Raw genomic sequence first — 24,931 nt, 5'->3', positions numbered from 1 at the left:
TTCTTAGCCTTTGAGTAGGTTCGCGTCGTCGACGGACGCCGATTTGCGGGCACGGAAAATCGTCATGATGATGGCCAGGCCGATGACGACCTCGCACGCGGCCACCACCATCGTGAAGAACGCGATCATCTGCCCGTCCAGGTGGCCGTGCATGCGCGCGAAGGTGACGAACGCCAGGTTGACGGCGTTGAGCATCAACTCCACGCACATGAACATCACGATGGCGTTGCGGCGCAGCAGCACACCGGAGGCCCCGATGGTGAACAGCAGCGCCGAAAGGTAAAGGTAGTTAGCCGGATTCACGATGCACCACCTTTGATGGCTTGTCGGCGGGGGGTTTCTTTGCCGTCCGCGCCCCGGGTTCGCAGCATGGTCGACACCGAGTCGTCCGAGTACGAGCCGTCGGGCAACAGCGCGGCCACGTCGACCGCGTTGTGGCGTGCGTAGACGCCGGGGTTGGGCATCGGGGTGGGGCGGCCGCCAGCCCGGAACCGCTCCTCCGAAAGTTCGCGCTGCGTCTTGCGACGTTCGAAACGCTCGCGGTGCGCCAGCACCATCGCCCCGACCGCGGCGGTGATCAGCAGCGCGCTGGTCAGCTCGAACGCCCACAGGTAACGCGAAAAGATCAGTGCCGCCAGGCCTTCGACGTTGCCGTTGGCGTTCGCGGTGGTCAGTCCGACGAAGCCCCCGGTCGTCACCTTGCCGATCGCGGCGACCAGCAGAATGCCGAACCCGACCCCGGTGATCACCGCGGCGACGCGCTGTCCGCGCAGCGTTTCCTTCAGCGATTCCGCGGAGTCCACGCCGATCAGCATCAGCACGAACAAGAACAGCATCATCACGGCGCCGGTGTAGACCACCACTTGAACCACACCCAGGAACAGTGCGTCCTGGATCATGTAGAAGATCGCCAGGATGATCATCGTCATCGCCAGGAACATCGCCGAGTACACGGCATTGACGGCCGTGACCACTCCGATCGCGCCGATCACGGCGAGAGCGCCCAGCACCCAGAACGCCACCGCCTCGCCGGTGGAGGTGCGAACGATGAGGTCGGTCGCCAGGTTGGTGGCAAGTACGGTGCTCACCTTGCGTCTCCGGCGTTGTTGCGCAAGCCATCCGGGGTGACGTTGCCCTGGTAGTAGTCCTTGTCGGTGGCACCCTCGGCCCTGGGGTGCGGCGGCGCGAGCATGTTTTGCAGCAGCGGCGCCAACAGTCGGTCCTTTTCGTAGATCAGGTCGGCGCGGTTGTCGTCGGCCATCTCGTAGTTGTTGGTCATCGTCAGCGCGCGGGTCGGGCAGGCCTCGATGCACAGACCGCAGCCGATGCACCGCAGATAGTTGATCTGGTACACCCGGCCATACCGTTCTCCCGGCGAAAACCTTGCCTCGTCGGTGTTGTCGGCGCCCTCGACGTAGATCGCGTCGGCCGGGCAGGCCCAGGCGCACAGCTCGCAGCCGATGCACTTCTCCAGGCCGTCGGGATACCGGTTGAGTTGGTGACGGCCGTGATAGCGCGGGGCGACCGGGCCGGGTTTCTCCGGATACTGTTCGGTGACAGTCTTTTTGAACATCGCGGCGAATGTCACGCCGAAGCCGGCGACGGCGTCGAGGAATTTAGCCATGTGCTTTCTCCTTGCTCGCACTGACTGACGACGTCAGAACTTTGGCCGGCAGCGGTGGTGTCGGGAATGCCGGTGGGAGCGGTAGGGCGTCGCCACGCTTGCGCAGCTCTCGTGCCAATGCGCGATTGCCCGGGGTGCTGAATGGCTTGCGCAGCAACAACACCAGCGCCACGGCGAAGACGATGCTGCACACCACCAGTAGGGGAGTCCAATGCGCGTAGCCCTCGTTGCGCAGCGTGCGGATGACCGCCGCGATCAGCACCCAGACGAGCGACGCAGGGATGAGTAGTTTCCAGCCCAAGGCCATGAACTGGTCGTAGCGCAGCCGGGGCAGGCTGGCGCGCAGCCACATGTAGATGAACAGGAAGACCCACATCTTGGCGGTGAACCAGAGCACCGGCCACCAGCCGGTATTGGCGCCATCCCACATGTTCAGTGGCCACGGGGCATGCCAGCCGCCGAAGAACATGAGCGTGGCGAGCGACGAAACCGTCATCATGTTCACGTATTCGGCCAGCATGAACATCGCGAACTTCAGCGACGAGTACTCGGTGTGGAATCCGGCGACGAGTTCACCCTCGGCCTCCGGCAGGTCGAAGGGGGCGCGGTTGGTTTCGCCGACCATCGAGATCAGATAGATGATGAACGATGGCAGTAACAGGAATACGTACCAGACGCCGTTCTGTGCATCGACGATCCCGGACGTCGACATGGTGCCGGCGAACAGGAAGACCGCCGCGAACGACAGCCCCATCGATACCTCGTAGGAGATGACCTGCGCGGTCGAGCGGACCCCGCCCAGTAGCGGGTAGGTCGAGCCGGATGCCCAGCCGCCCAACACGATGCCGTAGACGCCGATCGCCGACAGCCCCAGGATGAACAGCACCGCGACCGGCATGTCGGTCAGCTGCAATGGGGTGCGGTGACCGAACACCGACACTTCGGGACCGAACGGGATGAACGCGAACGCGGTGAATGCGGGGATCGTCGAGATGACCGGCGCCGCCATGTAGACGAACCAGTCGACACCGCGGGGAGTGATGCTCTCCTTGAGCGCCAGCTTGATTCCGTCGGCCAGGCTCTGCAGGGCACCCCACGGGCCCGCCCGGTTGGGGCCGGGCCGCAGCTGCATCCAGCCGAGGATCTTGCGCTCGAGCAGGATTGCGACCAACACGTTCAGCATCAGGAACACAAAGATGGCCAGCGCCTTGCCGAGCACCAGCCACCAGGGGTCGTGTCCGAAGCCGGTCATTTGCCCACTCCGATCTTCACGACGCTGCCGGCAGTGACGCCCAAGTCCCGCTGCACCGCCGAGCCCGGCGAGTTCAGCGGCAGCCACACCACCCGGTCGGGCATGTCAGTGATGCTCAGCGGCAGGCTGATTGAGCCGCGCGACGTGCTGACCGTGACCGTGTCGCCCTCCGCCGCGCCGATCTCCGTCGCGGTGCCGGCGGACAGGCGCGCGACGGGCTTGCGTGCCGTCCCCGCCAGATGCGGTTCGCCGTCTTGTGCACGGCCTTTGTCGAGCATCATCCGCCAGCCGGTGAGCACGGCTTCGCCTTGGCCGGGCTGTGGCGGCGCCGGTGCTTGAACCGTTGCGCCGCTTGCACGCTCACCCTCCCAGTTGCCCAACGCTGCCATTTCCTCGCGGGCCGTCGCGACGTTGGTCATGCCGAGGTACACGCCCATTTCGTCGGCCAGCGTGTCGAGGACTCGATGGTCGGACTGGGCGGCCTGCTGGGTGCTGCCGTGCAGTGCGGGCTCGAAGGGCCGGAATCGGCCTTCCCAGTTGACGAATGCGCCCGCCTTCTGGGTCGTCGGGGCGACGGGGAACACCACGTCGGCGCGTTCGGTGACCTCGCTGTGCCGCAGTTCCAGGCTGACGACGAAGCGGGCCGCGTCCAGCGCGGCGAGTACCGCATCCGGATCGGCGAAGTCGCCGGGCTCGATACCGCCGACCAGCAGCGCGCCCAGGCTGCCGTCCGTCGCGGCGGCCAGAATGCCGTCGACGTCACGCCCAGGGGCGGACGGCAATTCGTCGACATTCCACGCCGCGGCCACCTCTGCGCGAGCGGTGTCGTCGGCGACCAGACGACCGCCGGGCAACAGCCCGGGCAGTGCGCCGGCTTCCAGCGCGCCCCGCTCCCCGGCGCGCCGTGGCACCCAGGCCAGCCGGGCCCCGGTAGCATCGGCGAGCCGGGCCGCCGCGGACAAGCCGCCCGGAACCGTGGCCAGGCGTTCACCGACCATGATGACCGCGCCGGCCTTTGCCAACAGCTCACCCACCTCGCCGGTGGCCAGGCCGTCCAGCGTGGATGGTTCCGCGCCGGGCACGGTTTGGAGCAGCCGGCCCGACATCTTCGTCAGCGCGCGAGTGGCGAACGGGGCGACCGCGTAGATCGGCACGCCGTGCTTGCGGGCGGCCTTGCGCAGCCGCAGGAAGACGATCGGTGCCTCGTCCTCGGGCTCGAACCCGACCAGCACGACCACCGGCGCCGATTCCAGATCGGAGAAGCTGACCGTGAGCTGGCGGCCCGCGACGCGCGCCGCCAGAAACTCCGCCTCTTCGGCCGAGTACGGGCGGGCCCGGAAGTCGATGTCGTTGGTGTCCAACGTGATTCGCGCAAACTTGGAGTAGGCGTAGGCGTCTTCCCAGGTGCCTCGGCCACCGACGAGCACACCGGTGCTTCCGCGAGCGGCTTCGAATCCCCGGGTGGCCGCCACGATCGCGTGCGCCCACGACGCCGGCTGCAGCGTGCCGTCGTCGTCCCGGACCAGGGGAGTGGTGAGCACGTCGGGCTGGGTGTCGTACCGGAATGCCCACCGGCCCTTGTCGCAGTTCCACTCCTCGTTGACCTCGGGGTCGTCACCGGCAAGCCGGCGCAGCACCTTGCCGCGCCGATGGTCGGTGCGCTCGGCGCAGCCGCCGGCGCAGTGCTCGCACACGCTGGGGCTGGAGACCAGATCGAAAGGCCGGGCCCGGAATCGGTACGCGGTGCCGGTCAGGGCGCCGACCGGGCAGATCTGCACGGTGTTACCCGAGAAGTAGGAGTCGAACGGCTCGTTGGCGTAGATGCCGACCTGCTGCAGTGCGCCGCGCTCCTGCATGTCGATGAATGGATCGCCGGCGATCTGCTCGGAGAACCGCGTGCAGCGCGCGCACAGGATGCACCGTTCGCGGTCCAGCAGCACCTGCGAGGAGATGTTGATCGGCTTGGCGAAGGTACGCTTGACATCTTCGAAGCGAGAATCGGTGCGGCCGTTGGACATTGCCTGGTTCTGCAGCGGGCATTCGCCGCCCTTGTCGCACATCGGGCAGTCCAGCGGATGGTTGATCAGCAGCAACTCCATCACGCCGTGCTGAGCCTTGTCCGCGGCCTCGGAGGTGAGCTGGGTGCGCACCACCATGTCGTCGGTGCACACGATGGTGCACGACGCCATCGGCTTGCGCTGGCCCTCGACCTCGACCATGCACTGCCGGCAGGCGCCGACCGGGTCGAGCAGCGGGTGATCACAGAACCGCGGGATTTGAATGCCCATCAACTCCGCCGCGCGAATCACCAGCGTTCCCTTGGGAACACTGATTTCAGTGCCATCGATGGTCAGCGTGACCATGTCGGGCGGAGTCGTCTCGTCACCGGTCTGGGTCTTGGCCGCACTTGTCATGAGCGCCGCTCCTCCTCATCGCTTCGTCCCCCGCAAGCGGGTGGGGGTACCCCCAGCCGTACGGCGGCGAGGGGGCGTGCCCCCACTGCATCGTCACCGGCGGGTGTCATCGGGGCGTCACGCCTTTCCGTTCGCCGTCAGCATGGAGTCTCGTGGGTCGAACGGGCAGCCGCCCCCTTCGACGTGGGCGATGTACTCGTCGCGGAAGTGCTTGATCGACGACATCACCGGGCTGGCCGCGCCATCTCCCAACGCGCAGAACGACTTTCCGAGTATCGCGTCGGAAATGTCCAGCAGCTTGTCGAGATCTTCGTTGGTGCCCTTGCCGGATTCCAGGCGCGCGTAGATCTGGCTGAGCCAGAAGGTGCCTTCCCGGCAGGGCGTGCACTTGCCGCACGATTCGTGCTGGTAGAAGTCGGTCCAACGCTGGACCGCGCGGACCACGCAGGTGGTCTCGTCGAAGATCTCCAGCGCCTTGGTGCCCAGCATCGAGCCGGCCGCGCCCACACCCTCGTAATCCAGTGGCACGTCGAGGTGTTCGTCGGTCAGCAGCGGTGTCGACGATCCGCCCGGTGTCCAGAACTTCAGCCGGTGTCCGGCGCGGACGCCACCGGCGTAGTCGAGCAACTCGCGCAGCGTGATGCCCAGCGGGGCTTCGTACTGGCCGGGGCGGGTGACGTGCCCGGACAGCGAATACAGCGTGAAGCCAGGCGATTTCTCGCTGCCCATCGACCGGAACCATTCGACGCCGTTGAGAATGATCGACGGCACGCTGGCGATGGTCTCGACGTTGTTGATCACCGTGGGGCAGCCGTAAAGCCCTGCCACGGCGGGGAACGGCGGGCGCAGCCGGGGCTGGCCGCGTCGACCCTCCAGACCCTCCAGCAGCGCGGTTTCCTCACCGCAAATGTAGGCGCCAGCACCGGCGTGTACCACCAGCTCCAGGTCGTAGCCGGATCCGTTGATGTCGCGGCCCAAAAAGCCTGCGGCGTAAGCCTCGGCGACCGCGTTCTGCAGCCGGCGCAGCACCGGCACCACTTCGCCGCGCACGTAGATGAAGGCGTGGCTGGCCCGGATGGCGTAGGAGGCGATGATGGCGCCCTCCACCAGCAGGTGGGGCGTCGCCAGCATCAGCGGAATGTCTTTGCACGTACCGGGTTCTGATTCGTCGGCGTTGACGACCAGGTAGTGCGGCTTGGCGGCCGGGCCGGAGTCGCCCTGCGGGATGAACGACCACTTCGTTCCGGTCGAGAAGCCTGCGCCGCCGCGACCGCGCAGGCCCGAGTCCTTCACGGCCCCAATCACCGCGTCGGGCTCCATTGCCAGCGCCTTCTGCAACGCCTTGTAGCCGTCGTGACGTTGGTAGGTCTCCAGCGTGAACGACTTCGGGTCATCCCAGTAGCGGCTGATGACCGGGGTCAGCGGGGTGGTCATGACTTGCCTCCGGGAGCCGGCGGGGGTTCCATGCCCTTCTCCTTCGCCACCCGCAGCCCGGCCAGCGTGGCCGGGCCGACGCCGCCCTGGCCTTCGTCGGGCCGCTCGTCGGCGAGACCGGCCAGGATGCGCGACGTTTCGCGGAACTTGCACAGCGGCGCACCGCGGGTGGGCGCTTTGGGTTCGCCGGAGCGCAACGAGTCGACGAGTCCGCGCGCGGATTCGACGGTCTGGTTGTCGTAGAACTCCCAGTTGACCATCACCACGGGCGCGAAGTCGCACGCGGCGTTGCATTCGATGTGCTGCAGGGTGACCGACCCGTCGGAGGTGGTTTGGTCGTTGCCGATGCCGAGATGCTCTTTGAGCGAATCGAATATCGCGTCGCCGCCCATGACCGCGCACAGCGTGTTGGTGCAGACGCCGACCAGGTAATCGCCGGTGGGGCCGCGTCGGTACATCGTGTAGAAACTGCCCACCGCCGATACCTCGGCGCCGGTCAGTCCGAGCTGCTCGCCGCAGAATTCCAGGCCAGCGGGTGTCAGGTAGGAATCCTCCGATTGGACCAAGTGCAGCAACGGCAACAACGCCGAACGCTTGTTGGGGTAGCGGCCGATGATCTCCTTGGCGTCGACCTCCAGCCGCGCCCGGACCTCGGGCGGATACGACTGTGGCGCACCCTCGACGACGAACTGGTTGGGTTCCTCCGGCGGCGGCCCCAGCCGGATGAATACCCGCTCGCCAGAGCCGTTTCCACCCACCGGCGCCGTCATCGGTCGACTCCGCCCATGACCGGGTCGATGCTGGCGACCGCGGTGATCAAGTCGGCGACCATGCCGCCCTCGCACATCGCGGCGACCGACTGCAGATTGGTGAAGGAGGGATCCCGGTAATGCACTCGGTAAGGCCGGGTTCCGCCGTCACTGACCATGTGCACGCCGAGTTCGCCGCGGGGTGATTCCACCGCGCTGTAGACCTGGCCGGCCGGCACCCGGATGCCCTCGGTGACCAACTTGAAGTGGTGGATCAATGCTTCCATCGAGCCGCCCATGATCTTGGCGATGTGTTCGGGCGAGTTACCCATGCCGTCGGGGCCTACCTTCAGGTCGGCGGGCCAGGCGATCTTGCGGTCCTCGACCATGTGTGGCCCCGGCTTCAGCTTGTCCAGGCACTGCTCGACAATCTTGATCGACTCCGACATCTCCTTGACGCGAATGATGTAGCGCCCGTAGGCATCACACGTGTCGGCGGTGATCACGTCGAACTCGTAGTTCTCGTACCCGCAGTAGGGTTCGCTCTTGCGCAGGTCGTGCGGCAATCCGGTGGCACGCAGGATCGGGCCGGTGATGCCCAGCGCCATGCAGCCGGCCAGGTCGAGGTAGCCGACGTCCTGGGTCCGCGCTTTCCAGATGGCGTTTTCGTTGAGCAGATCGCCCATTTCGCGCAGCACCTGCCGGAGCCCCTTGAGGCCCTCGACGATGTCGGCTTCGGCGTTGGGCGGTAAGTCCTGCGCCACCCCGCCCGGGCGAATGTAGGCACTGTTCATCCGCAGACCGCTGATCTTTTCGAACAGGGTCAGGACGATCTCGCGTCCCCGGAAGCCAACGAACATCGGTGTCATGGCGCCCAGTTCCATACCGCCGGTGGCCAGCGCGACCAGATGCGAGGAGATCCGGTTGAGCTCCATCATCATGACGCGGATGACGTTGACCCGCTCCGGGATCTCATCGGTGATGCCGAGCAGCTTCTCGACGCCGAGGCAGTAGGCGGTCTCGTTGAAAAACGGTGACAGGTAATCCATCCGGGTTACGAAGGTGACACCCTGCGTCCAGTACCGGTATTCGAGGTTCTTCTCGATTCCGGTGTGCAGGTAGCCGATTCCGCAGCGGACCTCGGTGACGGTCTCGCCTTCGATCTCGAGGATCAGCCGCAACACCCCGTGGGTGGACGGGTGCTGTGGCCCCATGTTGACGACGATGCGTTCACCGGGATCCGCGGCGCGGGCGGCCTCGACGACCTGCCCCCAGTCCTGGCCGCCGGCGACCACGACAGTTTCGGCGCCGCCATCGGGCGTCGAGTCAGTGATTGTGCTCATTAGTTGTACGCTCTCCGCTCGTCGGGCGGGGGTATCTGTGCTCCCTTGTACTCGACGGGAATTCCGCCGAGCGGGTAGTCCTTGCGTTGCGGATGGCCCTGCCAGTCGTCCGGCATCTCGATGCGGGTCAGCGACGGATGTCCGTCGAAGATGATGCCGAAGAAGTCATACGTCTCGCGCTCGTGCCAGTCGTTGGTCGGGTAGATCCCATACAGCGATGGGATGTGCGGATCACCATCGGGCGCAGACACTTCCAGCCGGACGCGGCGATTGTGCGTGATCGACTGCAGCGGGTAGACCGCGTGCAATTCGCGGCCGGTCTCGTGCGGGTAATGCACGCCGTTGACACCCAGGCACATCTCGAAGCGCAGTTCGGGTTCGTCACGCAGACGCTGGGCCACCTGGGGCAGTGCCTCGCGGCGCACGTGCAACGTCAGTTCGTCGCGGTCGACGACGACTTTCTCTATGGCGTTTTCGAATTCGATGTCGCCGGCCTTGAGGGCGTCCGCGAGCCGGTCCACCACGTCGTCGAAGTAACCGCCGTACGGGCGGGAGCTGCTGCCCGGGAGCGTGACCTCCCGAACCAGGCGTCCGTATCCGGACGTGTCACCCGAACCCGAAATGCCGAACATGCCACGGCGTACGTTGATCACTTCTTCGTCGGGCGAGGGCAGCGCGCCGCCCACTTCGCTGGCGGCTACCTTCGGGTCCTGCTCCGGTGAGCTCATCGCAGCAGTCCACGCATCTCGATGGTGGGCCGGGCGCCCAGTGCCGCCTGCTCGGCTTCCGCGATGGCCTGCTCGCGGTTCACGCCGAGCGGCATTTCCTGAATCTTCTCGTGCAGCTTGAGAATTGCGTACAAGAGCATCTCCGGACGAGGCGGGCAGCCGGGGAGGTAGATGTCCACCGGAACCACGTGGTCCACGCCCTGAACGATCGCATAGTTGTTGAACATCCCGCCGGACGACGCGCAGACGCCCATGGCCAGCACCCATTTCGGTTCTGCCATCTGGTCGTAGATCTGGCGCAGCACCGGGGCCATCTTCTGGCTCACCCGCCCGGCCACGATCATCAGGTCGGCCTGGCGCGGTGTTGCCGAAAACCGCTCCATCCCAAACCGTGCGATGTCGAACCGTGGTCCGGCCGTTGCCATCATCTCGATCGCGCAACAGGCCAAACCGAACGTTGCCGGCCACAGCGAGTTCTTGCGGACGTAGCCGGCGATCTTCTCGACAGTCCCGAGCAGGATGCCGGCGGGTAGCTGTTCTTCCAGGCCCACGGTTTTACCTCAATCCCATGTCAGGCCGCCGCGGCGCCACACGTAGGCGTAGGCCACGAAGACCGTGAGCATGAACACCACCATCTCGACCAGAGCAAACATTCCCAGTGCGTCGTAACTGACGGCCCACGGATACAAGAACACGATTTCGATGTCGAACACGATAAAAAGCATTGCGGTCAGGTAATACTTCACCGGAAACCGCTGCCCGGGCGTCGCATGCGGGCCACTCACCGACGTCTCGGTCGGCTCGATTCCGCATTCGTAGGCCGCCATCTTCGACTTGTTGTAGCGCGACGGGCCGGCCAGGCTCGCGATCACCACCGAGCCCACAGCAAAGGCGGCGGCGATTGCGCCGAGCACCAGGATGGGTATGTAGACGTTCAACTCGCTCCAAGATCCGTCGTGGGCCGCCTATAAAGCGACCAGGCGGCGACCGGGCTGCTGTGACGAGCTGGGTCTGTAGCCCGTCGCAGTGATCTTCAACATAGCGTTGAGGTGGCTGGGACACGTGCTCGGGGTGATGGTAATCACTCGGCTGTGGTCTTCGCCGAGTTTAGCCAACAAGTGATCGGCGGGCAGTCGGGAACGCTCGGCCGTCGGCCGGTATCGAAGCGGGGCCGCGGGGCTAGATGGCGGGAGCGCGGAGCAACCCGAGCACCGTGCGACCCAGCACGATCGGGTCGATCGGATGCGGCACCGCGGCCTCGGCGCGTGACCAGGTCGCCAGCCATGCGTCGTCCGGACGACCGGTGAGCACCAGGATCGGCGGGCAGGTCTCGAGTTCGTCTTTGAGCTGTTTGGCGATTCCCATGCCGCCGGTCGGCGTCGCTTCGCCATCGAGGATGGCCAGATCGATGCCGCCCTCATCCATGGTGCGGATCACCATCGGGCCGGTAGCCACCTCGACGTAGTTCAACTCGGGCAGATCCGGGTGCAGGCGCTTGCCCAGTGCCCGCTTCACTGTGTCGCGGGTGTTGGGGTTGTCGCTGTAGACGAGTATCCGCAGAGCGATGGTGGCGTCGGGCACGGTGCAGATGCTACTGGTGCGTGCCCGGCTTTATTGGCCGGACCGCACGAAAACGGCCTGCGCCGCCGCCTTCGCCGTCGGCGCGATCACGCCGAACTTGTTCCAGCCGATGTCGAACTGGGATCGATCGATCTTGGTTTCGCCCGAGATTTGGATAGAACCGTCGCCGGCCTCGGTGACGGTGACGGGCAGCGATACCGGCGCCGTGACGCCCTTGATGGTCAAGCTGGCGCGCAGCTCCGCCGCCTTGCCTTCGGTCGGGTGTACCCCGGTGATGACGACGCTGATCTCGGGAAAGCGCTCGACATCGAAGAAATCGGCCGAGCGCAGATGCTCGTCGCGACGGCCGATACCGGTGTTCACCGACGCGGTATGGATGTCGAGGCGGCCGAAGACCGCGCCATTGCCGGTGAGTTGTCCGTCGCCGGCGAACTCGGTGAAGCGGCCCTTGACGTTCAGCAGGCCCCACATGTTCCTGATCTTGAACGTCACGGCCGACCGGTCCGCAACGATGTTCCATACCCCGGCCAGGTCGGGATCGTTCAGCAGTGTTTCCAGCGTTGTCATAGTCCGTCTCACCTCATCAGCGGCGCGATCTCGGCGGGGTCGAAGTATTCGTCGATCCGGTCGATCAGACCATTTGTGCCCACCCTGATCACGATGCAAACGCGCATGGAGATCGATTGGCCGGCTTGACCGGTGGCGTGCAGGACGTGCTGCTGGACAAAGCCGCTGATCGATCCGTCGTCGAAGAGCCGGCGATCGAGGATTTCGTAGCGACGCTCGGTGGTCACACCGATGAACCAGTCGATGACTTTCAGCGCGCGGGCCTTGTCGTTGTCCCGGCTGGCGCCCACCCGCCACACCGCGATGTCGTCGCTCCACAGCCGATCGACCGCGGCCTTGTCGCCGTCGACGATCGACGAGAACAGCTGGTCGGCCGTGTCGACGACGACCTCGGCAGTAGCGGCGGGCATGGCAGGCTCCTATTCGCTGTCGTATCCGGGATGGGCAACCGCCAACCGATTGCGCACCAGGGTCCTCAGGCCGGAGAGGACGTCGGCGGCGCGCTCGTCCAGCTCGCCGGCCCGGATGGCGGCGGCAAGTTGTTCCTCGTCGGGGAAACCCAAGCCGGCCAGCGCGGCTCGCGATTCCGCCTCGCTCTCGTCGAGCAGTTCGCGCTCGACGATGCGCAACGCGTTGGCGGCGACCCGGGAGTGGAAGTTGACCTGTCCGCTGGTCGCCGCCCGGACGTCGGTTTCCAGGAATTCGGCCACCGCGGCCACGAGTTCGGCCGCCAGCGGGCGGCCGTAAGCGCCGATCACGACCTGACCTCCTCGAGCAGGTTGAGGATGTCCCACTCCGTCTCGCTTACCCGGCGACCTATCGTCGCCAGCTCGACCGAACGGGATTGACCGCTCAAATGCCGCTCCGCCTGGAAGCGGCAGATGACACCCCAGCGCAGCGTGGCCAGCACCAGCCACCAGTGCAGCGCCACCCGGTCGACGGTAGTCCCGCTGGCCAGCTCGTAGTCGCGCACGAAGCTCTCGATGCTGCCGAGGCCGCCGGCGCCAAGGCTGGCCGGAGCGCCGAACCGCCAGGCGCGGATGCAGAACCAGGCCAGGTCTTCATAGGCCTCGCCGAGGTGCACCAGCTCCCAGTCGAGGACCGCGGCCAGGTCGGACCCGTCGACGATGAGGTTTCCCATCCGGTAGTCCCCGTGCACCAGCACCCTCGCCGATTGTTGCGGGCGGTGGGCGGCCAGCCAGCGAAAGGCCCATTCGAAGGTGGCGGTGGTGTCGTTCATCGCGTCGAGCCGTTCGCGGTATTCCACGAGCTGGTCCTCGTAGGCCAGGCCGGGAATTCGCGGGTCGGCCCGGTGAATGGCGGCCAGGGCCTGCGCGCATTGCCGGAGCAGCTCGGTGCGGCGGGCGTGCCCGTTGGCGGTATCGAGCTGGCGTTGAATGCGCCGGACGATCGTCTCGCCCTTGATCTCATCGCAGACGAGAAACGGATTGCCCAGTGCGGCAGGCGAATCGTCGGCGACCAGGACGTGGGGGACCGGCGCACCGGCCGCGGCGGCAGCGGCCTGCGAGCGGGCCTCGAGCTCCATGCCGGCGTGCACGTCATCGGGTGGGCCGATGCGCAGGATCAGCGCGCGGCGTTGACCGCCGGTGACCGCGTCGAACGCCCACGTGGTGCGGCTGGCACCACCGGTGAGCGCGCGTAGGTTCTCGATCGCGGTGTCGGCGCCGAGTATTGGCACCAACACGGGTGCCAGTTTGGCGGCCAGCTCCTCGGTCACTGCTTGCCAAACTTGAACAGCCGCTGCGCCACTCGGCGGATCTGGATTTCCTCGGCGCCCTCGGTGATTCGGTAGCGGCGGTGGTGGCGGTAGATGTGCTCGAATTGCTCATGACGGCTGTAGCCGAGGCCGCCGAAGACCTGCATGGCCCGGTCGGCGGCATCGCAGACCAGCCGGTTGGCGCGATAGTTCGCCATCGACACTTTGTCCGACACCTCCAGGTGGTGGTCGCGGTCCAGGTGCCAGGCGGCGAATTGCACCAGCAGCCGCACCATCTGCGCTTCGGTCTGCAGCTCGGCCAGCGGCCATTGCACGGCCTGGTTGACCGACAGCGGCTTGCCGAACACGATGCGCTTGGCGGCGTATTCGGCGGCACGATCGATGCAGTATTGCGCCGCACCCAGGCTGCTGGCGGCTTGGCGAATCCGGTTCTCGTGCAGGAACGTTTGCGCGACCTCGAGGCCGCGGTCGACCTCACCGAGCACCGCGTCGGCGGGGATTCGCACATCGGTCAATTCGACTTCGCCGTGGTCGGTGGGCATGTTGAACGTCCACCAGTAGTAGGGGACCGTGAATCCGGGCGTGTCGGTCGGGACCAGAAACGCGGTGATACCCCGGGCTTGTCCCGGCTCGCCGGAGGTGCGGGCGAAGACCAAGTCGTGGGTGGCGCGGTGGACGCCGGTGTTGAACCGCTTGGAGCCGTTGATCACCCAGCTGTCACCGTCGCGCTGGGCGTGGGTTTCCAGCCAGGTCGCGTCGGAACCGTGCTGAGGCTCGGTCAGTCCGAATGCCATGGACCGCTTGCCGGTGATCAACGCCTCGGACCACACGCGGCGTTGCTCGTCGGTGCCGAACCGCTCCATCATGATCACCTGGGGAAAGTTCCCGACGATCGACGACTCGTTCTGCAGGTCGTTGTGCAGCCCAAGTCCCTTGTGCGCCAGGTGTTCCCGGATCACCGCCATGTCGACGTTGGTACCGTCGCGGCCGCCCAGCGAGGCCGGCAGTCCGTAGCGCAGCCAGCCCGCCTTATCGGCACGCCGGCGCATCTCCGCGAGCAGTTCCTCCCACTCTTCAGTCGGGATGCCGTCGTTGTCCCAATCCGTGCGGGCATGCTCCCGGCGCTGGTCGAAATACTGGATGTTTTCGCGTTCCAGCGGCTTGATCTCGGCCTCGATGAACGCATCCATCTCGGCCAGGACGCTCGGAAGGTGTTCTGGAAGAGTGAAATCCATAGTCATCTCCTCGAGGTTCTCGCGTTACGCGCCATAGAGAGTCTTCTTCCACACCGTCGACAGGGTAGCGATCGCGTCCTCGTCGCTGATCTCCATCCCGAGACCAGACTGCCCGACGAAGACGGTGGTGAAGTTCTCGAACAGCAGCGCGATGGCGGCCGCGGTGTGTTGCGGGTTGAGCTCGCTGCTGTAGCCCTGGTCATGGGCGCGCCGCACCGAGGCGGCCACGATGTCCATGCCGAACCTGCGAAACTCGTTCTGCACAGCCGCGAACCGCGGCTGAGTGGCCGCCAACTGCGAGACTGCGATCATGATGCCGATGTTCTGCTTGAAGATGTTCCAGTAGCCGGTGACCACCGAGGTGAAGAACGCGTCGTCGTCTGCGGAATCCGGCAGGTGCACGCTCAACCCGGACGGGGCCACGACGTCGTGCAGGAAAGACTCCGCCAGCGCGGCCAGCAGGTCTTCCTTGTCGGCGAAATACCGGTAGAAAACCGCCGGAGATTTTCCCGCCGCCGACGTGATATCGGCCAGCGTGGTGCCGTGAAATCCTCGTTCGGCAAACAGTTTTCGCGCGGCCTGTTCGATGGCCTGCCTGGTCTGGCGGCCTTTGGATGTCAGCTCCCGCGACGCATCGGGGGCGGACACACCCATCAGTCCCGGATCCGGTCGCCCGCACGCAGCAGCGCGCTCGGCAGGTCATGGCGGACAGCCGATTTCGCGACGCCGGCGGCGGCGATCGCGGCCTGCAGGTCGACGTCGACGTCGATATCGCTGTCGGTCAGCAGATAGACCAGGTCTTCGGTGGCGATGTTGCCGGTGGCGCCGGGCGCGAACGGGCAACCGCCCAGCCCGCCGACCGAGGCGTCCAGTCGGGTGACGCCGGCGGTGACTGCCGCGTACGCGCTGGCCAGCCCGGCGCCGCGGGTGTTGTGGAAGTGTGCGCCCAGCGGCACGTCGCCGATCACCGGACGCAGTTGGGCGATCAGCGAACTCACCCGGCCCGGGGTGGTGGTGCCGATGGTGTCGGCGATCGACAGCCGGTCGGCTCCGCGGTCGCGGGCGGCCGCAGCGATCTCCAGCACCCGCTGCGGTGGGGTGGGGCCTTCGAACGGCGAGTCCCACGCGGTCGCGATGACGACCTCGACCGTGACGCCGCTGCCGTGCGCGATCGCGACGATCTCGTCGATCTGGTCGGCGGCTTCCGTGCTGGTGCGCCCGACGTTGGCCGTGCTGAACGTGTCGTCGGCGGCCACCACGTATTCGATCGACCGCAGTCCGGCGGCAACGGCACGCTTGGCACCATTGGGGCTGGCGACCAGGGCGGAGAATTCGATGTCGGGGTAGTTGTGCAGCTCGGCGGCGAGTTCGGCGGCGTCGGCCATCGACGGCACCTTCGTCGGGGACACGAAAGCCGTGACCTCCACCTCGCGCACGCCGGTGGCGGCCACCGCCGCGAGCAATTCCAGCTTGGCCGACAACGGGATTGGCTTTTCGATCTGCAGCCCGTCGCGCAGCGCCACCTCACGGATATCAACGTGCCGGTTCACAGCACCCCCTCGCCTCGCAACGCCTCGAGCTCTTCGGCGGTCTTGCCCAGCAGCCCCGCGTAGATGTCGTCGTTGTGTCGTCCCGGGCAGGCCGGCCCGGCGTGGCGGACACCGCCCGGCGACTCCGAGAGCACCGGAACGACGCCGGGCCCCAACACATTACGTTCGAGGCGTTCGTCGTAGTGCTCGACCAGCATGCCGCGCGCCCGCAGTTGCGGGTCTTCGACCACCTCTGCGACGGTGTTGATGGGGCCCGCGATCACGCCTGCGGCAGAAAGGGTTTCGACGATGTCCCCAGGTTGTCGCTCGGCGGCCCAGTCGCCGATGATCTTGTCGAGCTCGTCCTGGTTGCGGCCGCGCGCGGTGTGGGTGGCGAACCGGTCGTCGCCGGCCAGCTCCGGGCGTCCCATCGCCGTGCACAGCCGGGCGAACACCGTGTCCTGGTTGGCGGCGATCACCACCCATGAATCGTCGGCGCTGCGATAGATGTTGGACGGCGCGATGCCTTCCAGCCGGGTGCCCGACGGTCCGCGCACCACGCCACCGACGTCGTAGTCGGGAATCGTGGATTCCTGGATGGCCAAGCATGATTCGGTCAGCGCGACGTCGACGACCTGTCCACGCCCGGTCACGCTGCGGCGGTACAGTGCGGCCATCGCGCCCTGGGCGCCGAACATGCCGGCCAGGCTGTCGCCCAGCGAGAGCGCAAGCCGGGGCGGTGGTCCGCCGGGAAAACCGTTGAGGTGTCGCAGTCCACTGGCGGCCTCGGCGACCGAGGCGTAGCCCGCCTTGTGGGCGTCGGGCCCGGTCTGCCCGTAGCCGGACACCCGGACCAGGATGATGCCGGCGTTGCGCGCGCTGAGCACGTCGTAGCCCAGGTCCCACTTCTCCAGCGTGCCCGGACGGAAGTTCTCCACCACGACGTCGGACTTCTCGACGAGCTCGAGGAACAGCTCGCGGCCGCGCGGCCGGCGCAGGTCCAGCGTGATGGCCTTCTTGTTGCGCGCGGCGACGGTCCAGAACACGTGGTGCCCCTCGTGTTCGGCCTGGCCCCAGTTGCGCAGCGGGTCCGGTGCACCCGGCGGCTCAACCTTGATGACGTCGGCGCCCATGTCCCCGAGCAAGCGGCCGGCGAACGGACCCGCGATCAAGGTGCCCAATTCGAGCACCCGGATGCCGTCCAGCGGTCCGCTCACGCTCATTCGGCGCTCGCGAATTCGTGCCTGATCAGCCAGTCGGTGACGATGTCGACGGCCGCGCGCAACTTGTCGCGCTGGTCCGGGCCAGCGTAATAGTGTGTGGCGCCTGGGATTTCGTGCAGCTCTTTGTCGTGATGCCCGATCGCCTCGAACAGCCGCCGGGTGTGGCTGGGTGTGCAGGCGTCGTCGGCCAGGTTGCCGATCACCAGCGCGGGGATCGCGATGTCGCGCCCGCAGTCCACGCCGTCGCCGCGGGCTTCGTCGTAGCTCCATTGCGACAGCCAGCCGCGCAGCGTCGAGAAGCGGGCCAGCCCGACCGGGCTCATGTTCACCACCCGGGGGTCGCCCAGGTAACAGGTTCCCGGTGTGCGCTCATTGGGATCGACGGTGGGATCCAGCCAGCGGGGGTCGGCCATCGTGCCGTGCACGACGAATCCGAACTCGTCGTCGGGGCGGCCCTGAGCGGTCAATTCAGCCAGCTTCTCTTTCGCCCATGCGGTGATGCGGCGGTTGCGGTCGATCTGAGCTCGACGGTACCGGTCCAGGAATTCTTCGGTGTAGGGCGGCTGGTTGGGGTTGTCGGGGTTGTACAGATCCAGCTCGGGATCACGCTTGGTGGGGTCGGATTCGTCGAGGATGGAGGCGTCGAGCCACTCGGTCAGCGTGCCGTGCCGGCTGATGTGGGCGGCCAGCAGCATGATGCCGTCGGCGGCGGGCAGCTCCAGCTTCGTCAGGTCGGGCCCGTCGCCGGTCGGGCTCGACGTGATCGTCGCGTGCTGCGCCTGCTGCTGGTAGAACACCGACAACGAGCCGCCGCCGCTCCACCCGGCCAGCACCACCTTGGTATAGCCCAGCCGGTTCTTGGCGTCCTTGATGCACTCGCCGAGATCTTCGACCACCTTTTCCATCAGCAGTGCCGAATCCGTGCCGCGGAACCGGCTGTTGCAGTAGATGACGTGGTGGCCGGCGCGGGCCAGCGCGTTGATCATCGGCAGATAGGCGCCGCCGCCGATCGGGTGCATGAACACCAGGACGGTGTCCGACGGCTTGTCTTTAGGCTTGAGCAGATAGCTCTCCAGCACGGTGATCTCGGCCAGACCGCCGTAGACGTCGCGGACGTTGGAATTGTTCTGGAAAGCAACCAGATACGGGATTCTTTCGTAGTCGTGTTTGACCGTTTGTCTTACGGCTTGACTCATCAGTGTTGTCCTAAATCGTGTGCCAGTACTTCGGGTGACGGTGTCAGGCGCCGGCGGGTGTCGACTGCGATGACCTGCCAGTCGACGCGCGAATGCTCGTCGAACTTGCGGCGCGCTCGTTCGCGCGCCTTCTCCGGCGCACCGTGGTGAACCCCTTGCGGCGCATGGGAAATCAGGCCCGGTGGCATCGGGATGCCGTAGAGCGAGCCGCCGTGGAAAAACGCGATTTCGTCGTAGTCGACGTTGCGGTGATACCAGGGTGTGCGTTCGGTGCCGGCCACGCCCTCGGCGGGCTTGGGCAGGAAGTTCATCACGTACACGCCGGTCGCCTGCATGAACAGATGCACCGTCGGCGGCAGGTGGACGCTGTCGGAGGTGATCACGTTGTAGTCGTCGATGTTGAAGGTGAACGCGAAGTTGTCGCCGCGCCATCCTTCGACGTCGATCGGATTATGTTGGTAGGTAAGCGTTGTCGGCCCGCCCTCGTGAACAAGCCGAACCTCGTACTCGTCGCGGCCGTCGTCCTCGATCGGTGCCGGCTCGGGAATCGTGGCCTGTGACGGGTCGAACGGGAAGTGCCGGCCCAGTGGGCCGGGCGGTGGCACCCGGAACTCGTCGGTGGCCTCGATCATCAACAGCGTGGTTTCGCGATCCGGAACTTGGCGCCAGGTGCACGCCTTCGGGATGTAGACCCAGTCGCCCTCCCGGTAGCGCAGCGGACCGAACTCGGTCTCCAGTAGTCCGGCGCCTTGGTGGACGAAGGACAGCAGATCGCCGTCGACGTGGCGGGCGAAGTAGGGCATCGGTTCGTGCCGACGGCTCAGCAGAACGCGGCAGTCGTCGTTGCTGAACATCAGCAGCGGTCCACCGTTGGCGTCGGTGGCATCGCTGGGCTTGAGCTCGCTGGACAGCACGTCGACCGGGCGCAGCGGTCCGGACGATCGGTAGGCGGTGGGGTCGTGGCGGCGGTAGATGTTGGCCGTCCGTCCGGTGAATCCGCCGCGGCCGAGCTCGTCGTCTTTTAGGCCGTCAAGGTCGGCGTGCAGGCGATGCGGCGTCTTGCCTTTGCGCAGGTGAATGAAGGATTCCATGGTGACTCCCGGGTGGTGGGCGGGTTCGTCAGGCCGATAAAACTAAAAGTGACATTACTTTCTCTTTTGGTCGGGCACAAGGGTGCGGCTTTTTGCCCGCCTCACAGCGACAAGTATGGCTGGACCCGCTCCCGACTCGTTCGTTGTCGCTCGGAGGCGGGCAAAGCGTGGCGCCCCTCCGCCGGAATCGGTGGCGGTCGAACCACGGGTTCAGCGGACGCGTAGGACGACTTTTCCTTTGGCGGTGCGATTCTCCATGGACGCGACCGCCGCGGCGGCCTGCTCCAGCGGGTAGACCTCCGGCTGCGGCGCAGCCAACTGGCCCGAGCTGAGCAGGCGCTCGAGTCCGGCCCATTGCTCGTCCAACGCCCCGGGGTGTGTCCCCGTCCAGGCGCCCCAGCCAACACCGACAACATCAATGTTGTTGAGCAGCAACCGATTTACTTTCACTGTGGGAATCTCACCGCCGGTGAAGCCGACGACCAGCAGCCGTCCTCCCGCAACCAGCGAACGCAGCGAATCGGTGAACCGGTCTCCGCCAACCGGGTCCACGACCATGTCGACGCCGCGGCCGTTGGTCAATTCCTTCACCGCGTCCTTGAAGCCGTCGGCCAACACCACGTCGGTCGCGCCTGCCGTGGTGGCGATCTGGGCCTTCTCTTCGGTGCTGACCACCGCGATGGTGCGCGACGCCCCGAGCGCCGGCGCCAGCCGCAGCGTCGAGGTTCCGATCCCGCCGGCCGCGCCGTGCACCAGCACGGTTTCGCCCTTTTGCAGGCGGCCGCGCACCGTCAGCGCGAAGTACATCGTCAGGTCGTTGAACAGCAGGCCGGCGCCCGCCTCGAAGCTCACGTTGTCCGGCAGCTTGAACGCCCGGTCGGGGGAGAGCACGGCAACCTCGGCCATGCCTCCGTTGAGCATCGTCAGGCCGACAACCCGGTCGCCGGGTTGCACGTGTGCGCCGTCCGGCGCCGATCGTACGACCCCGGCGATCTCGGCTCCCAGCACGAACGGCGGCTCGGGCCGGTATTGATAGAGGCCGCGGGTCAGCAACGCGTCCGGGAACGCGGCACCGGCGGCATGCACCTCCACGACGATCCCGTCGCCGGTGGGTTCGTCGACCTCGGCCACCTCGATCGCGTCTGGACCATCAAGCCGAGTCACCCGTGCTGCGCGCATGTCGCCTCCGTCATTGATCGGGCCGGAATCTTCCGGCCAGCGCTCGAATAGCCTACTGCCAGCTCAGAATCCGCCGGCGACACGTACCACTGCGCGGCCGGAGTAGCTGCCCGCACGCAGTCGGTCCAAAACCCCGACCACGTCCTTGACGTTGACGCTGGAAAACAGCACCCGAATCGTCACTTCACCGGGCGGTAGGTCGGACGGGCGCAGCGTTTCGACCGACGCGCTGATCCGGTCACCGTCTTGACGGGCTACCAGCGCCTGAAAAGCGTCCATACGACGACGTTAGCCCCGTCCGGCGCCGAGCTTTCGCTTGGTCGCTTTTCAGTCGCCCATATAGGCTTTGGCGGGTCATAGCCCGAGTCAGGCCGCCGATCTAGGGGATGGCAGTGAAGCCGTCGCAAGTGTCAGAGTCCGGGACGATTCGCAAGGCCCTGCGCGGCGGGACCACCGACACGGAGCTGGACGCGGTGTTCAGTGAACATCGTTGGCGTTCATTGCGGGTCGCGTCGGTACAACGCATGGTCGTCGTAGCGATCATGATCGCGGACTCGTTTGTCCACACGGATTTCATCAGCTGGGCACCGGACGACGCGGTGGTCACGGTGTACGCGCTCATTGCGACGGGCATTCTGGTCTTCGCGCACTCCCCGGCGAGTCGGTCGATGGCCACCGACCGCACGCTGTTCCTCTTCGCGATGGTCGATGTCGTGTTCATCGTCGGTTACAAGTTGTTGTCACCCGGCGGGCACATTCCGCTGCTGCTGCTGGTGATGGTGCCGCGCATGGTCGCCCTGGATCTGTCGGGGTGGCGCGCCACCGTCGGCCTGACCTTCGCGTTCGTCGCATTCACCGCGTCGATACTTCAAGACCCGGTCATTCCGCATCAACTGGGCTGGCCGAAGACCTTGGTCATCGTGGCGATATACGGATTCATCTGTGGCACAGCCCTACACGCCGTTCTGTTCCGCCGACGTTACGTCGCCGAACTAGCCAGAATCACGGCGTCCCGCGATGCGTTGCTCGCCGAGACGATGACCGCCTCGGAAACCGAGCGCCGGGAAATCTCCGAAGCGATCCACGACGGGCCCCTACAGGACGTCCTGGCGGCCCGGCGCGACATCGTCGACTTCGCCAAGAAGACGCCCGCCGAGCCGCTGCACCGAGCGGTCGGCAGTCTCGACGACGCCTCACGGCGATTGCGGGAGGCGACTTTCGAGCTTCATCCGGCCGTGCTCGAGCAAGTCGGATTGGGCGCCGCGGTGGAAAAGCTGGCCGCTTTCACCGGTGACCGGGTGGGCATCGCGATCACGACCGACATTGATCACCCGGGCCGAAACGCTACCGACCCGATGGTGTTTGGGGTGGTTCGCGAGTTGCTTTCCAACGTGGTCCGCCACTCCGAGGCGACGCACGCGTCGGTGAAGCTCAAGATCCGCGAGGGAGCATGCCATCTCGATGTGATCGACGACGGCGTGGGAATGACCGGTGACATTGCGATGCGCCGCCTCGCCGACGGGCACATCGGTCTCGTTTCGCAGCGGGCGCGCGTGGAGGCCGCCGGCGGAACCCTGCGGGTGGTCGACGTCGCGGCGGGAACACACGTCTGCATGGAGTTGCCACTGCCCGGATGAGTTCACTCCACCAGCCGGCGTCGCATCGCCTCGGCCACCGCGGCTCCCCGGTCGGAAACACCGAGCTTGTCGTAGAGGTTCTGCACATGCGTCTTCACCGTGCTCGGCGAGACAAACAGCCGTGCGGCAATCTGTGGGACGGACATGCCTGCGGCGATCATGCGCACCACCTCGCTCTCGCGCGGTGTCAACAACGCCGAGTCTCCGCGGGCTCGAACTTTCACCTCACCCGCCAGGGCCCCCGCCAATTCCGTCGGCAGATATGTCGCGCCCTTCGCGCACTTGAGCACGGCGGCCACGATTTCTTCGCTGTCCGAGTCTTTCGTCAAGTAGCCCGCGGCGCCTTCGGCGAGGGCCTGGTAGATGACCGAGCTGTCGTCAAAAGCGCTGAGCAACACCACACAGGTGCCCAAATCGTCCCGCGCCACCGCCCGGATCACGTCGAGCCCGTTGAGTTCGGGCATCTTGTAATCGATCAGCGCCACCGCGGGCTTTAGCTCGCGGATCGCGGCCAGCGCGGCGCGACCGTCGCCCAATTCCGCGAGCACGTCGATCTTCCCGCTCGCCTTCAGCGCCCGGACGATGCCGTCCCGGGTTACCGGGTGGTCATCGGCGACGATCACTTTGACGCGGTCTGGTTGATGTGACATCGGCTGCGCTCCACGGGCTCTCGGAGATCACGTGTGCGCTCGCCCCGACGACAGGCGCGTCCTCATTCTTGCCCGGCGGAGGCGGCGAGGAGGGGGTTTGCGCCAACCGGTGCGTACTTTCCTCCCCCAAATGGGGGAGGACATCTCATCCACCGGACCCGACATTTGCGCGAGGGACCTCGGCTGGCTGCGCCGGAATAGTTATGCGTGTTGGACGCCAACGAGGGCCAAAACGCCAAATTTTCGAATCGCGCTCTTAAGGAGACGGTCTGCCATGACACAGCCCCAGACGCTGAGCGTCGAATACGAAGAGTTGATGGCCCGTGCCGCCGAACTCGAGCAACCGCTCCCCACCATCCCGGCCATCAACCCGGCCCCGCCGTGTGCCCTTTCTTACACCAAGGATGCGGCCACCCAGATTGCACTTTCCGCCGATGCCATCCGCCTTTATCTGAAGGGTTGTGCAAGGGAATGGAAATCCCTCGCGAAATCCCTGCGGGACGCGGCCAAGGCCTACCAAGAGGTCGACGAGGGAGGGGCGGACGCGATCAACACCGAAGGGTCCATGTCGAACCTCACGCCGGCCTCCGCGAGCGGAAGTGGCCCGGACGAAGATTGGTCGTTCAACCCGCCTGCGCCAATACCGATGTCCGCACCGTTTGACTACCCGTACTACGCGGTCAGGCAGGCGGTCATGGATATCGAGAACGGCGACCAAGGCGCGGCCTTCCATGCGTTTGCCCACGAATGGACCACCTTCCAACTGGCGCTCCAGCAGGAGGCGTACCGGTTCCGGCCGTTTCTCGACTGGGAGGGTGACGCCCGGGCGGCGGTCGAGTCGAATTTCGAACAACAGCGGCAATGGATATTCGGGATGGTGCAACTGTGCTGCAAGCTCGGTGAGCAGGCACTCACAGTTGTCGACGCCCAGAAAAAGCTTCGGGCCGCGAACGGTTCGTATTACCACAATCCGAACGGCGATAGCGACATCAGCTACATTCCCGGAGAACACCCCGGACCCTTCGACATATCGAACTGCGATTATTGGTACAAGTGGTATGTCGAAAACGCTCCGCAGGACGTCCATTACGCGGTTGAGTGGTATCAAGTCCTGCAGGATAAGTCGGAAGAGGCGTTGAAGATCTACGTTGACAACGCGCAATTACCCCTGCCGCCGGTGAATCCAAGCATGTTCCCGACCGTCGTCGGCATAGCCGACTTCGGAGCTGGCTCCGGCGACCTCGATTTGGGGGACCTGACTGACGGGCTGAACTCGGGTGACGGCCTTTCCGGCCTGCCCGCGATGCCTTCGCTGCCGACGGGCGGAACGCCGGCAACGCCCGACAGTTCGGCGTTGAACGGTGCCGCGGTGCCGCCGCTCCCTGCAGCGGGGAAGGGCCTGCCGAAAGGGGCGCCGGTCAAACCGGCGTCATTCGGCGGCGGCGGCGGTGGGGCCGCCGTTCCGAAACTGCCCTTGCAAGCGTGGACAAACACCGGAGCGGCAGCCGGGGCAGCCGCTGCGGCTCCAGCGGCCGCGGGTGCTGGCATCCAGGTCCCGGCCGGGTACGCCAAGTTGAATGGGGCGGGCGGCGGTATGGGTGGCATGCCGATGGGCGGTCAGGGCGGTCAGGGCCAGGGTGCCGGCAAGGGCAAACGGGTGCCATCGGAGGACGGAGCGCTTTACACCGAAGACCGGGCGTGGACTGAGGGCGTCATCGGCCGACGCCGCGCCGAGGGGTCCCCGGCGCGCGGCTAACCTCA

General features: G+C 66.1%; 25 protein-coding genes and 3 pseudogenes. 2 read left to right on the top strand and 26 right to left on the bottom strand.

The features are described 5' to 3' along the window. Window positions 1-3: 3 nt before the first annotated feature. The 25 genes and pseudogenes from nuoK to LMQ14_RS20795 all read right to left on the bottom strand — a co-directional run. Window positions 4-303 carry an NADH-quinone oxidoreductase subunit NuoK gene (gene nuoK / locus LMQ14_RS20910; protein ID WP_025735676.1) on the bottom strand — a complete coding sequence of 100 codons (300 nt, stop codon included), beginning with the start codon at window positions 301-303 and terminating at the stop codon, window positions 4-6. Then, the gene (locus tag LMQ14_RS20905) at window positions 300-1,064 is read right to left on the bottom strand and encodes an NADH-quinone oxidoreductase subunit J (protein WP_420714704.1); all 765 of its coding nucleotides are present in this window, start codon (window positions 1,062-1,064) and stop codon (window positions 300-302) included. Before LMQ14_RS20905 ends, nuoK begins: the two co-directional genes overlap by 4 nt. A gap of 20 nt (window positions 1,065-1,084) precedes the next feature. Then, window positions 1,085-1,633, bottom strand: a pseudogene (gene nuoI / locus LMQ14_RS20900) (NADH-quinone oxidoreductase subunit NuoI); the annotation flags it as partial. After that, complete coding sequence (gene nuoH / locus LMQ14_RS20895) at window positions 1,617-2,876, bottom strand: NADH-quinone oxidoreductase subunit NuoH (protein WP_267731452.1); 1,260 nt, start codon at window positions 2,874-2,876, stop codon at window positions 1,617-1,619. The pseudogene nuoI and the gene nuoH, both read right to left, overlap by 17 nt. After that, complete coding sequence (locus LMQ14_RS20890; protein WP_267731451.1) at window positions 2,873-5,290, bottom strand: NADH-quinone oxidoreductase subunit G; 2,418 nt, start codon at window positions 5,288-5,290, stop codon at window positions 2,873-2,875. The genes nuoH and LMQ14_RS20890 overlap by 4 nt, the downstream gene beginning before the upstream one ends. Continuing rightward, a pseudogene (locus LMQ14_RS28325) lies at window positions 5,287-5,391 on the bottom strand (hypothetical protein); the annotation flags it as partial. The pseudogene LMQ14_RS28325 and the gene LMQ14_RS20890, both read right to left, overlap by 4 nt. Before the next feature lie 16 nt (window positions 5,392-5,407). Beyond that, entirely contained in the window at window positions 5,408-6,724 is a 1,317-nt protein-coding gene (gene nuoF, locus LMQ14_RS20885; RefSeq protein WP_267731449.1) for an NADH-quinone oxidoreductase subunit NuoF, read from the bottom strand. Then, entirely contained in the window at window positions 6,721-7,494 is a 774-nt protein-coding gene (nuoE, locus tag LMQ14_RS20880) for an NADH-quinone oxidoreductase subunit NuoE (protein WP_267731448.1), read from the bottom strand. Before nuoE ends, nuoF begins: the two co-directional genes overlap by 4 nt. Beyond that, entirely contained in the window at window positions 7,491-8,816 is a 1,326-nt protein-coding gene (gene nuoD, locus LMQ14_RS20875; protein ID WP_267731446.1) for an NADH dehydrogenase (quinone) subunit D, read from the bottom strand. Before nuoD ends, nuoE begins: the two co-directional genes overlap by 4 nt. After that, entirely contained in the window at window positions 8,816-9,544 is a 729-nt protein-coding gene (locus tag LMQ14_RS20870) for an NADH-quinone oxidoreductase subunit C (RefSeq protein WP_267731445.1), read from the bottom strand. Before LMQ14_RS20870 ends, nuoD begins: the two co-directional genes overlap by 1 nt. Continuing rightward, the gene (locus tag LMQ14_RS20865) at window positions 9,541-10,095 is read right to left on the bottom strand and encodes a NuoB/complex I 20 kDa subunit family protein (RefSeq protein WP_036467525.1); all 555 of its coding nucleotides are present in this window, start codon (window positions 10,093-10,095) and stop codon (window positions 9,541-9,543) included. The genes LMQ14_RS20870 and LMQ14_RS20865 overlap by 4 nt, the downstream gene beginning before the upstream one ends. Before the next feature lie 9 nt (window positions 10,096-10,104). Further along, a complete protein-coding gene (locus tag LMQ14_RS20860; protein ID WP_267731442.1) occupies window positions 10,105-10,482 on the bottom strand; it encodes an NADH-quinone oxidoreductase subunit A in 378 nt (125 codons plus the stop codon). Between the two features lie 241 nt (window positions 10,483-10,723). Beyond that, window positions 10,724-11,125: a hypothetical protein gene (locus tag LMQ14_RS20855; RefSeq protein ID WP_267731440.1), complete on the bottom strand. Its 402-nt coding sequence runs from the start codon at window positions 11,123-11,125 to the stop codon at window positions 10,724-10,726. Window positions 11,126-11,155: 30 nt separating this feature from the next. Further along, complete coding sequence (locus LMQ14_RS20850; protein WP_267731439.1) at window positions 11,156-11,692, bottom strand: YceI family protein; 537 nt, start codon at window positions 11,690-11,692, stop codon at window positions 11,156-11,158. An 8-nt stretch (window positions 11,693-11,700) separates the two neighbouring features. Then, entirely contained in the window at window positions 11,701-12,102 is a 402-nt protein-coding gene (locus tag LMQ14_RS20845; RefSeq protein ID WP_267731438.1) for a nuclear transport factor 2 family protein, read from the bottom strand. A 9-nt stretch (window positions 12,103-12,111) separates the two neighbouring features. Further along, entirely contained in the window at window positions 12,112-12,450 is a 339-nt protein-coding gene (locus LMQ14_RS20840) for a DUF6285 domain-containing protein (protein ID WP_267731436.1), read from the bottom strand. Next, window positions 12,447-13,430 carry a phosphotransferase family protein gene (locus tag LMQ14_RS20835; protein ID WP_267731435.1) on the bottom strand — a complete coding sequence of 328 codons (984 nt, stop codon included), beginning with the start codon at window positions 13,428-13,430 and terminating at the stop codon, window positions 12,447-12,449. The genes LMQ14_RS20840 and LMQ14_RS20835 overlap by 4 nt, the downstream gene beginning before the upstream one ends. Continuing rightward, entirely contained in the window at window positions 13,427-14,665 is a 1,239-nt protein-coding gene (locus LMQ14_RS20830; protein WP_267731434.1) for an acyl-CoA dehydrogenase family protein, read from the bottom strand. The genes LMQ14_RS20835 and LMQ14_RS20830 overlap by 4 nt, the downstream gene beginning before the upstream one ends. A gap of 24 nt (window positions 14,666-14,689) precedes the next feature. Then, the gene (locus LMQ14_RS20825; protein WP_267731433.1) at window positions 14,690-15,319 is read right to left on the bottom strand and encodes a TetR/AcrR family transcriptional regulator; all 630 of its coding nucleotides are present in this window, start codon (window positions 15,317-15,319) and stop codon (window positions 14,690-14,692) included. Then, complete coding sequence (locus LMQ14_RS20820) at window positions 15,319-16,215, bottom strand: hydroxymethylglutaryl-CoA lyase (protein ID WP_267731432.1); 897 nt, start codon at window positions 16,213-16,215, stop codon at window positions 15,319-15,321. The genes LMQ14_RS20825 and LMQ14_RS20820 overlap by 1 nt, the downstream gene beginning before the upstream one ends. After that, window positions 16,212-17,417, bottom strand: coding sequence for a CaiB/BaiF CoA transferase family protein (locus tag LMQ14_RS20815; protein WP_267731430.1), 1,206 nt, complete (start codon window positions 17,415-17,417; stop codon window positions 16,212-16,214). The genes LMQ14_RS20820 and LMQ14_RS20815 overlap by 4 nt, the downstream gene beginning before the upstream one ends. Beyond that, a complete protein-coding gene (locus LMQ14_RS20810; protein WP_267731429.1) occupies window positions 17,414-18,613 on the bottom strand; it encodes an alpha/beta fold hydrolase in 1,200 nt (399 codons plus the stop codon). Before LMQ14_RS20810 ends, LMQ14_RS20815 begins: the two co-directional genes overlap by 4 nt. Further along, window positions 18,613-19,704 (bottom strand): homogentisate 1,2-dioxygenase, encoded by a 1,092-nt coding sequence (locus tag LMQ14_RS20805; RefSeq protein WP_267731427.1) that lies wholly within the window; start codon window positions 19,702-19,704, stop codon window positions 18,613-18,615. Before LMQ14_RS20805 ends, LMQ14_RS20810 begins: the two co-directional genes overlap by 1 nt. Before the next feature lie 210 nt (window positions 19,705-19,914). Further along, complete coding sequence (locus LMQ14_RS20800; RefSeq protein WP_267731426.1) at window positions 19,915-20,883, bottom strand: NADPH:quinone oxidoreductase family protein; 969 nt, start codon at window positions 20,881-20,883, stop codon at window positions 19,915-19,917. A gap of 129 nt (window positions 20,884-21,012) precedes the next feature. Beyond that, window positions 21,013-21,162: pseudogene (locus LMQ14_RS20795) on the bottom strand (oxidoreductase); the annotation flags it as partial. Between the two features lie 113 nt (window positions 21,163-21,275). On the opposite strand from LMQ14_RS20795, the gene LMQ14_RS20790 reads away from it, so the two are divergent. After that, window positions 21,276-22,520 (top strand): sensor histidine kinase, encoded by a 1,245-nt coding sequence (locus tag LMQ14_RS20790; RefSeq protein ID WP_267731425.1) that lies wholly within the window; start codon window positions 21,276-21,278, stop codon window positions 22,518-22,520. Window positions 22,521-22,522: 2 nt separating this feature from the next. On the opposite strand, the gene LMQ14_RS20785 is transcribed toward LMQ14_RS20790, so the two are convergent. Beyond that, entirely contained in the window at window positions 22,523-23,170 is a 648-nt protein-coding gene (locus LMQ14_RS20785) for a response regulator (protein WP_267731424.1), read from the bottom strand. 316 nt (window positions 23,171-23,486) lie between these two features. Between LMQ14_RS20785 and LMQ14_RS20780 the strand changes: the two genes are divergently transcribed. Then, window positions 23,487-24,926 carry a PPE domain-containing protein gene (locus LMQ14_RS20780; protein WP_267731423.1) on the top strand — a complete coding sequence of 480 codons (1,440 nt, stop codon included), beginning with the start codon at window positions 23,487-23,489 and terminating at the stop codon, window positions 24,924-24,926. Window positions 24,927-24,931 lie beyond the last annotated feature (5 nt).

Origin of the sequence: Mycobacterium sp. Aquia_213, assembly GCF_026625985.1 — a bacterium.
In the GTDB taxonomy this organism is placed as follows: Bacteria; Actinomycetota; Actinomycetes; order Mycobacteriales; family Mycobacteriaceae; genus Mycobacterium.
Note: the sequence above shows the minus strand (reverse complement) of the source record. Positions and strands in the feature narration are given on the sequence as shown.